The sequence below is a fragment of the Brevundimonas sp. KH_060 genome (genome assembly GCF_057838275.1).
Window position 1 is genome coordinate 384,319 of record NZ_CM174463.1, and the last position, 12,562, is coordinate 396,880.

Genomic DNA, 12,562 nt, shown 5'->3' on the forward strand with positions numbered 1-12,562 from the left:
TTCGGCTTATTTGAAACATAATTGGGCAAAATGTGGTAAAAAGGGACGGAATAACGGTCCGAACTCGGCGTTTGCGCGTCAAAAATGCCTCATAATTTGCCCTAACAATGATTTTTTGAAAGAAATAGGTTGATGCTGTGACGAGCCAGCCATAGCCATTGAACCAGCCAAGAAGCGTAATGACGAACATTGGTTTTCAGCGTCGTTCATAGAACGACGTGATGTTCAGTAACAATTAACAGGTACACAGAGGCTTATGCGCACTCGTAAAGACTACCTGCTGGGCACGACGATGGCGGCTGGCGCTGCTGCACTGTCGATGGCCATGCTTATTCCGGGGACGGCGCTCGCTCAAAGCGCTTCGAATACTGACCAGGAAGCGACCCAAGTCGACGAAATCGTCGTCGTCGGCTCGCGCATCCGTCGCGACAACTATAACGCGCCTTCGCCCACTCAGGTCGTGACGCGCGAAGAAGCGACGCTGCAAGGCTTCGCTTCGACCACGGAGGCGCTGCAGAGCACGGCCGTCACGGGCGGCACCTCGCAGATCAACAGCTCTTACGGCGGCTACGTCACCAACGGCGGTCCCGGCGCCAACACCATCGGCCTGCGCGGCATGGGCCCGAGCCGCACCCTGGTGCTGCTGAACGGCCGTCGCGTCTCGCCCGCCGGTTCGCGCGGCTCGGTCGGCTCGGCCGACCTGAACGTGCTGCCGACCGCCATGATCGACCGCGTCGAAGTCCTGCGCGACGGCGCCTCGTCGGTGTACGGCTCGGACGCCGTGGCCGGCGTGGTCAACATCCAGACCCGCAAGAATTTCGAAGGCCTGATCTTCGAAGCCCAGCGCAACGAGCCGCTGGAAGCCAACGGCAACGGCGGTTCGACCCGTTTGTCGCTGACGGCCGGCGCCCGTGGCGACCGCTGGCGCGCCGCCGGCTCGATCGAACGCTATGAGCGCGACGAGCTGACCCTGCGCGACCGCGAGTTCACGCGCTGCCAGACCGACGGCTTCCGCTTCGGCAATGATTTCATCGATCCGCTGACCGGCAAGTCGAAGTGCTACCCGATCACCACGACGGGTTCGAACGGCTCGGCTATCAATTCGATCGGCACCGGCACAATGGCCGGCGTCGGCGCCGCGGGCGTGCCGGACATCGCTCTGGCTAACGGCGTCACCTACAACCGTTGGCGTCCGAACGCGGGCGTGACCAGCGGGCTGGTCGGTTTTGAAGGTGTGGGTGGTTCCTATCAGAACCCGTTTTTCCTGATGATCCGAGCAAGCGCGTGGCTCTGGACAGCAACATCCGCGACACTTTCGACGATCGGATGCTGAACGAGTCGCTGATTTCGCCGGTCGAGATCACGACCATCTATGGTGAAGGCGGTTATCAGCTTAATGCCCTCGGCAACGCCGAGGTTTACGGCGAATTCCTTTACAATAAGCGGGAGTCTTCGCAGACGGGCTACCGCCAACTGGCGCTGGATTACGCCAAGGGATCGCCGCTGATTCCGTCGAGCCTCGCCTGGAGCACGGCTTTCGCTGATCAGGGCCTGAGCAAGGATAAGGACGTGGGTGTCCGCGCCTTCATCGGTTTCGGCAATGACCGCTCCCATCAGGAACAGTCCTTCAACCGCTACGTGGGCGGCATCAAGGGTGACTTCTTCATCTCGGAATGGCGCTATGACCTGTCGGCCAGCTATTCCAAGTCGCGTTCGGAATACACCAGCCAGCAATTCCTGACGGACCGTCTGTCGGAGAGCCTGGACGTTGTCAGCAATGGCGCCGGTGGCTTCCAATGCCGTGAACTGGCATCGAACCCGGGCTGTGTCGCGGCTCCGGCTCTGAGCACTCAAACCATCGGCGGCGTCCTGCCGAAGGACTGGGTCGACTATGTGTTCCGTCCGGTGACGGGTGTGACCGAGTACGAAGAGAAGATTGTCAGCCTGGGCATCGATGGTCCTCTGTTCAGCCTGCCGGCTGGTCAGGTTATGGCTTTCTTCGGCGCGGAATGGCGCGAGTCGGAAATTGACGACACCCCCGCTCTCGATTCGCAGATCGGCAACACCTATAACTACTCGACCTCCGCCATCACGCGCGGCAGCGACTCGGTTTGGGAAGTCTTTGGTGAAGTCGAAGTCCCGCTGCTGCGTGATCAGCCCTTCGCCAAGGAACTGACGCTGAACGGATCGTTCCGTTATACGGACTACGATTCCTATGGCGATGACACGACCTATAAGGTCGGCCTGGTTTACCAACCTGTTGACGGAGTGACCTTCCGCGGTTCCTACGGCACCTCCTACCGCGCTCCTGCGCTGTTCGAGCAGTTCGTCGGCGCTACGACCGGCTATCAGTCGAACACGCTCGACCGCTGCAACAACTACGGTTCCCAGGATGAGGCTTCGAACCGCTACCTGAACTGCGTGGCTGAGGGCTTGCCGACCACCTGGCAGTCGACCACCAGCGTTGAAGTCATTACTGCCGGCGGAGCCGAAGCTGGCCTAGCGGCGGAAACTTCGACGAACATGACGGTCGGCGTCGTTCTCCAGCCGCGTCTACCTGAGGCTTGGGGCGATCTGGCTTTCGCCGTCGACTACTATGAGATCGAAGTGAAGAACGGTGTCTCCCGTACGGGCACCACCCAGATTCTGACGCGCTGCTACGACTCGCGCCCGGAAGACTTCAAAAACGATGTCGGTTTCTGCCGTCTGGTCGAGCGTGACGCCGCCAATGGCCAGCTGACGGTCCATGACAGCTACGTCAACCTGGCGACGGACACGGTGAAGGGCCTAGATTACACCCTGCGTTACCGCAAGGATGTCGGTCCCGGCACGGCGCTGTTCAACCTGGGCGTCACCCAGTACACGGAAATCTCGAACAAGCTGTTCGAGGATGACCCGCTGGAAGACTACCTCGGCATGATCGACAATCCGGAGTTCACCGGCACGGCTGATCTGTCCTATGCGTGGGACAAGTGGCGCGTGCGCTACGGCGTCGAGTGGGTCAAGGGCATGGAATCCTACACCTACTACGAGGAAGATCCGGCCACGAGCATCTACGACCTGGAAGTCGGCGACTACTGGCAGCACAACGCTTCAGTTCAGTACACGGCTGACGGCTGGACCGTCACGGCCGGCGTCCGCAACCTGCTGAACGAAGATCCGCCCACGATCTCGGCCGGCGTGAACAACCGGGTCGGCAACGCCCCGCTGTACTCGGGCTACGACTACCTGGGCCGGACGGCCTTCGTGAACCTCACGAAGTCCTTCTAAGCCTGACCTGATTTCAGGTTGAGGAGAGGGCGGCGGGCTTCGGTCCGCCGCCCTTTCTGCTTTTGAAACGGCAGTTTCTGGGTTGTGCGAAGCGGGGCGGGTCGCCAAGCTCCGCGCCATGAGTGAGCTTCGCGACGTCTTCATCACCGGGACCGGCGCTATCCTGCCCGGCGAACGGATCGGCAACGATCGGATGGAGGACTTCATCGGCCGCATCGGCGGGCGGCCGTCCGCCGTCGGGCGACGCGCCCTGCGCTGGAACGGGATCGAGGGGCGGCATTACGCCCTGAACGCCGACGGCGCTCCGCTGCACTCCAACGCCTCCATGTGCGCCGAGGCGGTGCGGACGGCGCTGGATGAGGCGGGGCTGAGCCTCGGCGATCTGCAGCATCTGGGCGCGGCGGCCACGCAGGGCGACTATCTGGTGCCCGGCCACGCCAGCGCGGTTCAGGCCGAACTGGGCGCGGGGCCGCTGGAGGCGTTCAGCTACCAGTCCGTCTGCGCCAGCGCCCTGATGGCGGCCAAGGGGGCGTGGTTGAGCGTGCGCGCGGGCGAGGCGGATGTGGCCGCCGCCTGTGCAGGCGAGTTTTCCTCACGCTGGTTCCGGCCCCACTTCTATGAGGGCACGGCGCTGGTGGATGAGAAGGGGCGGGCGCGGATCGAGGCGGACTTCCTGCGCTTCACCCTGTCGGACGGGGCGGGCGCCGTGGTGATGGAGCCGAGGCCGAAGCCCGACGGTCTGAGCCTGAAGGTCGAGTGGATCGACATGACCTCGCTGGCCGGGCGTTTCGATCCCTGCATGTGGGCCGGATCGACGCCCGAAGCGCGCGCCGACATGACCAGCGCCTGGAGCCACGCCGGACCGGCGGCGGCCCACGCGGCGGGGGCGGTGGCCTTGTTGCAGGACTTCGAACTGCTGAAGATCGTCATTCGCGCCTGGATCGGCGTCTGGCTGGAGAAGGTGGACGCCGGGCGGATCGTCCCGGATGAGGTCGACCATCTGCTGTGCCACTACTCCGCGCGGTCGCTGCGTCAGGAGATCGTCGGCCTGCTGGAAAGCACGGCGGCCATGATCCCGGAGGAGAAGTGGTTCACGACCTTGCCCGACAGCGGCAATGTCGGCTCGGCCTCGATCTGGGTCATGCTGGACGCCTTCCTGAAGTCGGGACGCGGAAAGCGTGGAGACAAGGTGCTGTGCATCGTGCCCGAGAGCGGGCGGGCGATGATCGGCTTCATGATGCTGGAGATTGTGTGATGGCGGAACAATTGGCCGAGGCGGCGGTGGCCGATACCCTACGGAAGCTGGCGGTGGTCTTCGCCGATTTCGAGCAGCGGCTGGAAGCGACGCCGCTGATCCGCAAGCTGACGCGCGGACGGTTCGAGGTCGCCGACTACCACGCCTTCCTGATCAACCTGCGCCAGCAGGTGAAGGACGGGGCGCTGTGGATGAGCCGGGCGGCGTCGAACATCGGCGAGGATCATCTGGAACTGCGCTCGACCCTGATGCGCCATGCGGTGACGGAGCATCGCGACTTCCGCCTGCTGGAGGCCGACTTCGTGGCGGCGGGCGGGGCGCTGGAGGACATTCAGTCGGCGCCGAAGAACGTCGGGTCCGAGGCCCTGTCGGCCTGGATGTTCCATGAGGCGTCAAAGCCCGATCCCTTCGGCCTGCTGGGCGCCATGTTCGTCATTGAGGGGCTGGGCTCGATCAAGGCCAAGCCGTGGGGCCTGAAGGTGCAGGAGCGGCTGGAGCTGCCCGACGTGGCGGTGCGCTTCCTGCTGTATCACGGCGACAACGACGCCGAGCACATGAAGGAGTTCGAGGAGATGTTGGGCATGGTCCTGCCCGATCCCTTCATCGCCGAACGCATCGTCACCACGGCCAAGGTGACGGCCCGCCTCTACGCCCTGCAGATCGAGGAGATCGCGGCGTGAGATACTACAAGCCGCACGAGGATCCATTCGACCCCGCGCGGTTCGACCCCAAGGATCCCGATCCGTGGATGGCGCTGTATCTGGATCACAGCCTGCCGATCGACGACGCGGCCAAGCGCGACCTGTTGCTGGATGCGCGGTCGCGCTCGCGGCGCTGGCTGTTCCCGGTGGCGCGGCCGTTGGTGTTTCTGTTCTTCTGTCTGGTGAAGGTGCTGCGGGTTATTTCGCCCAAATATCCAAACCTGAACGGCCTGCTGCACAAGACCATCCACTGGGGGCTGCGGACCTTTGTGACGCCCGAGGGCAATCGGGTGATCCTGCGCCACTTTCATGTCGGGTCTGAGCTGACGGCCTTCGTGCGCGAGAACGCGGGCGTGGGCGACAAGGTGACCAAGTGGCCGCTGACGCCGACGCGGTTGAAGGACATCGAGCCGGACCTGTTCCTTCAGCACGACCTGAACATCTTCAACTTCGTCATCGAGATGAACGCCGTGCTGCGCGCCGAGGGGCGCGAGTTGACGCCCCCCGAGCGCATCGACTTCTCCATGATCTCTGACGAATTCCCGCCGTTCGAGGAGTTTCCGCGCAAATGGCACAACTTCGTCGACGTGCAGACGGCGGTGGAGTTCTACACGCCGATCTACGCCCTGATGCTGCCGCGCGACGACTTCGTGCGGGCGTCCAGTTCGCTGCAGCTGGATGAGGTGATGGCCATCTACATCGCCCGCATTCTGGGCACGAGCTACCACATGGCCTTCGTCAAGAACGGCCATCCGCTGGTGGCGCTGTCGACGCTGCAGGCGGGTTATCGGCTGATGATGCACGGGCTGGATTCAGAGGCCATGCACGGCTGGCTGCGGGTGATGAAGGCGCGCCAGGCGGCGGGCCTGCCGCTGGACCCGGCCAACTCGGGCGCGCCGAAGTAGGGCGTGAGGCGTGCGCTGATTTCCGCTGGCGCGCGGCGCGGCGGCTGCTAGCGTGGCCAATATGAAATCGGCGCGTTCTCTTCTGACCTCTCTCAGCACCTTGGTGCTGCTGTCGCTTGTGCTGGGCCTGCTGGCCGGGGCGGCGGCGCAGAAGTGGGGCCTGCCGGGCGGCCATGTCACGGCGGATTTCATCCAGGCGCTGGGCCAGCTGTGGCTGAATGCGCTGCGGATGACGATCATCCCGCTGGTGTTCAGCCTGCTGGTGACGGGCATCGCCTCCATCGCCGATGCGGCGCGGACAGGGCGGCTGGCGCTGAAGGCGGTGTCGTGGTTCGGGGGGCTGATCGTCTTCGCAACGATTTACGCCGTGGCGGCGGCCTATGGCCTGCACGCCCTTTGGCCGATCGAGCCGGAAGGCGCGCGCCTGCTGCTGGCGATCAAGCCCGAAGGCGCCGAAGGATTGGGCGCGGGCGCGCCGTTCAGCGAGTTCCTGAAGACCATCGCCCCCGCCAACCCGATCCGGGCGGCGGCCGAGGACGCCATCCTGGGCATGGTGGTGTTCGCGGTCTTCTTCGGCTTTGCGGCCTCGGGGCTGCCGGATCGCCTGCGGGTTCCGCTGATCACCTTCTTCGAGGCGGTCGGCGAGACGATGATCGTCATCGTCCGCTGGGTGCTGAAGGCGGCGCCGCTGGGCGTCTTCGCCCTGTCGATTGGCGTGGGGCTGACGGCGGGGGCCAGCGCGGCGGGCGTGCTGCTGCACTATGTGGCGCTGATCTCCATCGCCTGCATCGGCATCGGCCTGATCTTCTATCCGCTGGCGGTGATCTTCGGCCGGGTGAGCCTGGGTCGGTTCGCGCGGGCGGCGGCCCCGGCGCAGGTGGTGGCCTTCTCCACCCAGTCGTCGCTGGCCAGCCTGCCGGTCATGGTCGAGCGGGCGGTCGATGAACTGGGCGTCAAGCGGTCGACGGCGGGGCTGGTTCTGCCGCTGGCGGTGGCGGTGTTCCGCATCACCAGCCCGGTCGCCAATCTGGGCGTCGCCATCTATTGCGCCCATCTGTTCGGGCTGGAGCCTTCGGCGGGGCAGCTGCTGGCCGCCATGCTGACGGCGGTGCTGATCTCGATCGGTACGGTGGGCCTGCCCGGTCAGGCCAGCTTCTTCGCCTCCATCGCCCCGATCTGCATCGCCATGGGCGTGCCGCTGGAGCTGCTGCCCTTGTTGCTGGCGGTCGAGGTCGTGCCCGACATCTTCCGCACCCTGGGCAACGTCACCGCCGACCTGGCCGTGGTCCGCATCGTTCAGGGCGGAGACGTCCAGCGTGAAGACGTCTAGGAGACGGAGGTAGGGGCGGTGGCAGGAGCGAAGCTGTAGCGCGCGGAGCGCCGCTGGACGGACGGCCAGGGCAGCAGGCCGTAATGGCGACGCTCCGTACGCACCTCGACCAGCAGATTGCCGTCCGGAGCGAGCGACGGGACGCCCAGAGCGCGGGTTTGGGTCATGCTTTCATACTGAGTACGGGCGCTGCTGAGACCGATCCACAGGCGCCCGTCCGCACATCCGGCGATGCGTGAGCCGTGCGCCGACCAGTTGCGATCCAGCAACGACGGCCGCCCGTCGATCGCGAGCCGGGCTTCGCCATGAAGATCCCACACCCGCCAGTCGTCGCCCTCGCGTGAAAAGGCCGTGGTCGTGTCCAGCGAGCCGTCTCTGGGCAAGAGTTCCGTCAGGCCCAGGTCATGTCCGAGAACATGCTGAAGGATCGCCGGGCCCGCCGCGGCCGTCAGTTCATGTCCATCCGACCAATATGCGCCTTCGAGCGAAGGGCAGGGCCCAGCGGAGGCCGTGACGACAGGCGGTCCGCTGCCCTGCCATTGCGCAGGAAGACCTCCGATGCTGGAGGCGCAGGCGCCGAGCAAAAGAAGGGGCGCGGCAAGCAGGGATGAGCGGCGAATGGGTTTACTCCTCCATCGCTTCGAACATGGCTTCGGCCTCGTCGAAGGTGTCGTAGTCGAGACGTTCGGGCGGGCGCAGGATGACGAAGCGGCTGGTGACGGGCGCGCTTGGCTCGCGGCGGCGATCCCACTGCCAGAAGCTGCGGTCGATCCGGCTTTGCAGCAGGGTCCAATCGCCGTCATCGGCAGGCGGTCGCGGCGTCTGGATGGGCATGCGTGGTCGGCTCCCTGCTGGTGGAGGCAGCAAAGCCTGTGCGGGCGCGGGTGTCAAAGCCCCTTGAGGCTTTCGGCGACGGCGGGCGGCCTATGAAAAAGAGCTGCGAGACCTGGCGTCCCGCAGCCCTTATCTGTTCGGCTTCTCTTTAAAGGGAGGCGCTAGGTCAGTTCCCCTTCGTCCCTGACGTATGCGCCGGCCCGCGGAAGACGGCGTTCAGGAACAGCGGCTTCAGCCCTTCCAGGAAGGCGCGCATCGTCACGTCCTGGGTGAAGGCGACGACCTGGCCGCGACCGACTTCAGAGGCCATGGCGACGGGCTTGTAGGCCAGCTGACGACGGTTCTCGGCCCAAAGCTGGCCGGACGCGAGCACCTGATCCGGCCCGGCCAGGCGCACGACGTTGGTCCCCTGGTCGCGGGCCAGCGGGGTGTAGATGTCCGAGCCGCGCACCATGACGCTGAGCGTCGGGGCGACGCCCGCGCCCAGCCAGTGCTCGTTGTCGACCACGGCGCTGGCCAGGACGCCGGCGACCGGATCGGGGGCGCCGCCGTGGTGGCCGGTCAGGGCCAGGTATTCGGCGTCGGTGGAGATTTCGCTGCCGCCATCCTTCTCATCCTTGTCGCCGTCGCCGGAGGCGGCGCTCTCGCGGCGGCTTTCCAGCAGCTTGGAGTCGGGGTCGGTCAGCAGGCGGCTGGCCGAGCCGACGCCGATCAGGACGCCCCCCGCCTGGACCCAGGCGCGCAGGTTGGCGACGCCGCTCTCGCCCAGGATTTGCTCATAGTTTCCGCCCGACGGCAGGATCAGCACCTGGTAGCGGGACAGGTCGGCGTTCGCCAGGCGACGGGTGCGGACGGCCGTGACCGGCCAGCCGTATTCGCGCTCCAGCACATGGCGGATGGAGCCGGCCGATTCCGGCTCGGTCGGGTCGTCCCAGGCCATGGCGACGCGCGGGGCGGCGATGACGGTGGCCTTGTCCGAGCCGACGCTGGGGCCGCTGGAGACCCACGAGGTGGCCAGCGGCGTCACCTGGGCGCCGCTGCCGGCGGCCAGACGACGGACGCGCTCGTCCAGATCGGCGGGCGACCCGGCGCGCGGCACGATGAAGGTCCCGCCGGGATAGGCGCGGCCGTCCAGGGTGAAGGGCTCCTCGACCGAGCGGACCGGTAGCTTGTCGGTCAGGGCGGCGGTCAGGAAACGCATCCCCGCCGTGCCCGGATGGATGGCGTAGCCATAGGCCGCGTCGCCCGAGGCCACGGCGGCGGGGCGGATCAGTTCGGGGCCGACGGCGGCCGTCTGGACCGACGGAGCGCCGGTGCAGCGCTGGCTCGGCACATTGAACAGAAGCGGCAGGGACCAGCCGGTCAGATCGTAGATCTCATCGCCCAGACCACGCGCGCGGCGAGCTTCCTGTTCGGCGAGGAATTTGGGGTCCAGCGGCACGTCCTTGGCCAGCAGGGTCTCGGCCATGCGGCGCTGGGGCTGGGCCAGGTTCACCACGTAGTCACCCGCCTGATAGCTCTGGCCGCAGGCGGAGAAGGATGCGGTCGCGCGCCCGACCTCCAGCCCCGAACGGACCAGCAGGCCCGCCAGCTTGTCGGCGGCGGCCGGGTCGGCGGCGGCGGAGCGCGACAGGACATAGGCGCCGCGCCCGCCCGCAATGCCGTCGCGGTGGAAGGCGTAGAAGTCGCTGAGCAGCTTTTCGCGGTCGCGGGCGGCGGTCTCGATGGTCGACAGGGTGGCGGTCAGGTGGCCTTGAACCGTGTCGGCGTAGGTCAGCATCTCGCCCGATGAGCGACGCGCCAGAAGGCCGCGCGACGAGCCCTGCTCATAGGTCATGGAGACGGCGCCGAAATAGGCGGGCCAGCCGTCGCCGTAGCCGGGATAGAAGGCGTCGAACGTCTCGCGCGTGAAATAGTCCAGCCCGGCCTGGTCGAAGCGCTCGGCGGTGTTGCGGCCGAACCGTTCGCGCGCGTCCAGGATCGGCGGATAGATCCACGGGTTCAGCGGCTGGGCTTCGGGCGGGAAGAAGAAGCTGGAGTCGGTGCCCATCTCGTGGGAATCGACCACCACTTGCGGGCGCCATTCGCGGATCAGGGCTGAGTGGCCTTGCGTCTCCGGCTGGGACTGGATGAACCAGTCGCGGTTCAGGTCGAACAGATTGTGGTTGAAGCGGCCGGACGGCCACGGCTCGGCCCGCTCGGCCGATAGGGGATCGCCGTTGGGCTGGGCGCCCAGACCGGCTTCGAAGCTGTTGATGAAGCGTTCGCGTCCGTCGGGGTTCTGGGTCGGGACGAAGACGACCACGACGTTCTCCAGCCAGCCCTGCGCCTCGGCGTCGAGGCCGTCGGTCAGGCGGCGCGCGGCGATCAGGGCGGCGTCGGCGGGGCTGATCTCATTGCCGTGGACGGAATAGGCCATCCAGACGACGGCGGGGGTGTCGTTGATCAGGGCGCGGGCCTGTTCGGGCGAGGTCTTGCGCGGGTCGGCCAGGGCGTTGGTCGCGGCCTTGACGGCGTCCAGCCGGGCGATGTTGCGCGGCGATCCGACGGCGGCCCAGAACAGGGGGCGGCCTTCCCACGACTGGGCGTAGTCGCCCATGACCATGCGGTCGGGATTGGCGGTCCGTAGCGCCTCGAAATAGCGGCGCACGTCGGCCGAGCGGGTGATGCGCTCGCCGCTGTCGTGGCCGACGACGGCCAGAAGTTCGGGCGGATTCTGTTGCGCCAGCGCGGGCGCGGCGCCCAGGGCCAGGCTGAGCGCCAGCAGAGAACAGGCGGCGCGGCGACGATACGGCATGAGAATACTCCCCCTACGGAGCGCCGACCTTAACCGTGGAGCCGAGGCGAAGGGAAGCGGCGTCGCGCCGTCATTTCTTTGGGTTTTGCGCCGGAACGCGACGGAGATCAGGTTGGGGGCTTGGGTCAGCAAGGGCTGGATGGAAAACGCACGCGCGGCGCAATCGCCGCGAGGCCCTTTCACCGGCGATAGCGGGTGCGGCCTTATGGCGAACGGGTCGATGTCTTGCGGAGATCACCAGGCGTCGGGTTCGCGAACCATGTGAACGATGTTTGCGGGGTTCATGATCCAGCCGCCGCGAAACGCCTCGCCCAGCGGCTCGATCGGGTCACAGCGGACGGCGCCGCCGTCCTCTAGCCGCCGCAGGGCGGCGCTGTGGTCCGGGCTGAACAGTTCGAGCCAGACCTCGGCCTGGGTCAGGGTCTCCGACGCGTCGATCCAGAGCTGGTTCGGGCCGAGCTTGAAGCCGACCGCCGGCGCCTTTTCGGGGATGCTCTCAAGCCCGACGACGTCGCGATAGAAGGCGACGACGGCCTGATGCTGGTGGCTCGGCACCTTCATGGCGATGTTGACTCCGCCTTCAATCTTGATGGTCATGGGGAGCCTCACTTCCGGTTGTCGCTGGTGGGAAGGGCGCCGCGCATCTCGGAGGGATAGAAGCCCTCGCGCAGGTTGATCCCATATTCGAGCCAGGCCTTCATCGCCGACAGCATGGCCGCCCAGCCCTCGCAGTTGGCGAATGAGGCCTTCTTCCCGGCGGCGTCGTCGGCCCAGCCTGACTCGGCGATCGTGACGAAGGTGGAGCCGTCGTCCAGCGGCTCGAAATCCATGACGATGCGGGTCTTGAAGGCGGGGTGTCCGTCAGCCGTTTCCGCATCCCAGCGCAGCACGATGCGCTGATCGGGCGTGACCTCATCGACTTCCACGGGGACAGAACCCCACCAGGTGACGACGGCGCCGGGCGTCAGCGGCGCGCTGGCGCCGCCCAAGATGGTGAAATAGCGGCTCAGCTTGGTCGGATTGACGACGGCGTCGAAGACCTCGGGAGGCGGCTTGGCGATGCGTCCTGAAACGGTGAAACCCAAGGACATGTCCGACCCCTTCGTGCTTGCGGGAGCCTATTTTATGTTATAAAAAAATAACATGTCAAACGAGACCGAAGACGACCGTGTTTTCAAGGCATTGGCCCATGCTCGCCGTCGGCAGATGCTGGACTGCCTGAAGGAAGGTCCAGTCACCACCGGCGGGCTGTGCGAGCGTTTCGACGACATGGACCGCTGCACCGTGATGCAGCATCTGAAGGTGCTGGAAGGCGCAGGTCTGGTGGTGGCGCGAAGGGAAGGGCGCGAGCGGTGGAACCACCTCGACGCCCTGCCGATCAAGCGCATCCATGACCGCTGGATCAGCGAATACGCCGGTCACGCCCTGTCCTTGATCGACCGACTGAAGCACGACCTGGAAAGCTAGGGC

General features: G+C 66.0%; 12 protein-coding genes. 7 read left to right on the top strand and 5 right to left on the bottom strand.

Annotated elements, in window-relative coordinates; translation table 11 throughout:
- Positions 1 to 256: 256 nt before the first annotated feature.
- The 6 genes from AC3IPP_RS01970 to AC3IPP_RS01995 all read left to right on the top strand — a co-directional run bounded on the left by AC3IPP_RS01970 (position 257) and on the right by AC3IPP_RS01995 (position 7,461).
- A complete protein-coding gene (locus AC3IPP_RS01970) occupies positions 257 to 1,333 on the top strand; it encodes a TonB-dependent receptor plug domain-containing protein (RefSeq protein WP_489150153.1) in 1,077 nt (358 codons plus the stop codon).
- Complete coding sequence (locus AC3IPP_RS01975; protein ID WP_489150154.1) at positions 1,285 to 3,270, top strand: TonB-dependent receptor; 1,986 nt, start codon at positions 1,285 to 1,287, stop codon at positions 3,268 to 3,270. The genes AC3IPP_RS01970 and AC3IPP_RS01975 overlap by 49 nt, the downstream gene beginning before the upstream one ends.
- Positions 3,271 to 3,388: 118 nt before the next feature.
- A complete protein-coding gene (locus AC3IPP_RS01980) occupies positions 3,389 to 4,525 on the top strand; it encodes a beta-ketoacyl-ACP synthase III (RefSeq protein WP_489150155.1) in 1,137 nt (378 codons plus the stop codon).
- On the top strand, positions 4,465 to 5,205 hold the full coding sequence (locus AC3IPP_RS01985; protein WP_489150156.1) for an iron-containing redox enzyme family protein: 741 nt from the start codon (positions 4,465 to 4,467) through the stop codon (positions 5,203 to 5,205). Before AC3IPP_RS01980 ends, AC3IPP_RS01985 begins: the two co-directional genes overlap by 61 nt.
- Positions 5,202 to 6,131 carry a DUF6999 family protein gene (locus AC3IPP_RS01990; protein WP_489150157.1) on the top strand — a complete coding sequence of 310 codons (930 nt, stop codon included), beginning with the start codon at positions 5,202 to 5,204 and terminating at the stop codon, positions 6,129 to 6,131. Before AC3IPP_RS01985 ends, AC3IPP_RS01990 begins: the two co-directional genes overlap by 4 nt.
- Before the next feature lie 61 nt (positions 6,132 to 6,192).
- Positions 6,193 to 7,461: a dicarboxylate/amino acid:cation symporter gene (locus AC3IPP_RS01995; protein WP_489150158.1), complete on the top strand. Its 1,269-nt coding sequence runs from the start codon at positions 6,193 to 6,195 to the stop codon at positions 7,459 to 7,461.
- On the opposite strand, the gene AC3IPP_RS02000 is transcribed toward AC3IPP_RS01995, so the two are convergent.
- The 5 genes from AC3IPP_RS02000 to AC3IPP_RS02020 form a co-directional block, all read right to left on the bottom strand.
- Positions 7,458 to 7,844, bottom strand: a complete 387-nt coding sequence (locus AC3IPP_RS02000; protein ID WP_489150159.1) for a hypothetical protein — start codon at positions 7,842 to 7,844, stop codon at positions 7,458 to 7,460. The two genes, AC3IPP_RS01995 and AC3IPP_RS02000, sit on opposite strands and share 4 nt — an antisense overlap.
- Positions 7,845 to 8,085: 241 nt before the next feature.
- Entirely contained in the window at positions 8,086 to 8,295 is a 210-nt protein-coding gene (locus AC3IPP_RS02005) for a hypothetical protein (RefSeq protein WP_489150160.1), read from the bottom strand.
- A 166-nt stretch (positions 8,296 to 8,461) separates the two neighbouring features.
- Positions 8,462 to 11,092 (bottom strand): M14 family metallopeptidase, encoded by a 2,631-nt coding sequence (locus AC3IPP_RS02010; RefSeq protein WP_489150161.1) that lies wholly within the window; start codon positions 11,090 to 11,092, stop codon positions 8,462 to 8,464.
- A gap of 234 nt (positions 11,093 to 11,326) precedes the next feature.
- Positions 11,327 to 11,689: a hypothetical protein gene (locus AC3IPP_RS02015; RefSeq protein WP_489150162.1), complete on the bottom strand. Its 363-nt coding sequence runs from the start codon at positions 11,687 to 11,689 to the stop codon at positions 11,327 to 11,329.
- A gap of 8 nt (positions 11,690 to 11,697) precedes the next feature.
- Positions 11,698 to 12,183 carry an SRPBCC domain-containing protein gene (locus AC3IPP_RS02020; protein ID WP_489150163.1) on the bottom strand — a complete coding sequence of 162 codons (486 nt, stop codon included), beginning with the start codon at positions 12,181 to 12,183 and terminating at the stop codon, positions 11,698 to 11,700.
- A 52-nt stretch (positions 12,184 to 12,235) separates the two neighbouring features.
- On the opposite strand from AC3IPP_RS02020, the gene AC3IPP_RS02025 reads away from it, so the two are divergent.
- A complete protein-coding gene (locus AC3IPP_RS02025) occupies positions 12,236 to 12,559 on the top strand; it encodes an ArsR/SmtB family transcription factor (RefSeq protein ID WP_489150164.1) in 324 nt (107 codons plus the stop codon).
- Positions 12,560 to 12,562 lie beyond the last annotated feature (3 nt).

Bases quoted from the DNA above. Each gene is read 5' to 3' on its own strand.
- AC3IPP_RS01970 (WP_489150153.1), top strand. From the start codon at position 257: ATGCGCACTCGTAAAGACTACCTGCTGGGCACGACGATGGCGGCTGGC.
- AC3IPP_RS01995 (WP_489150158.1), top strand. From the start codon at position 6,193: ATGAAATCGGCGCGTTCTCTTCTGACCTCTCTCAGCACCTTGGTGCTG.
- AC3IPP_RS02025 (WP_489150164.1), top strand. From the start codon at position 12,236: ATGTCAAACGAGACCGAAGACGACCGTGTTTTCAAGGCATTGGCCCAT.
- AC3IPP_RS02005 (WP_489150160.1), bottom strand. From the start codon at position 8,295: ATGCCCATCCAGACGCCGCGACCGCCTGCCGATGACGGCGATTGGACC.
- AC3IPP_RS01980 (WP_489150155.1), top strand. From the start codon at position 3,389: ATGAGTGAGCTTCGCGACGTCTTCATCACCGGGACCGGCGCTATCCTG.
- AC3IPP_RS02010 (WP_489150161.1), bottom strand. From the start codon at position 11,092: ATGCCGTATCGTCGCCGCGCCGCCTGTTCTCTGCTGGCGCTCAGCCTG.
- AC3IPP_RS02015 (WP_489150162.1), bottom strand. From the start codon at position 11,689: ATGACCATCAAGATTGAAGGCGGAGTCAACATCGCCATGAAGGTGCCG.
- AC3IPP_RS02020 (WP_489150163.1), bottom strand. From the start codon at position 12,183: ATGTCCTTGGGTTTCACCGTTTCAGGACGCATCGCCAAGCCGCCTCCC.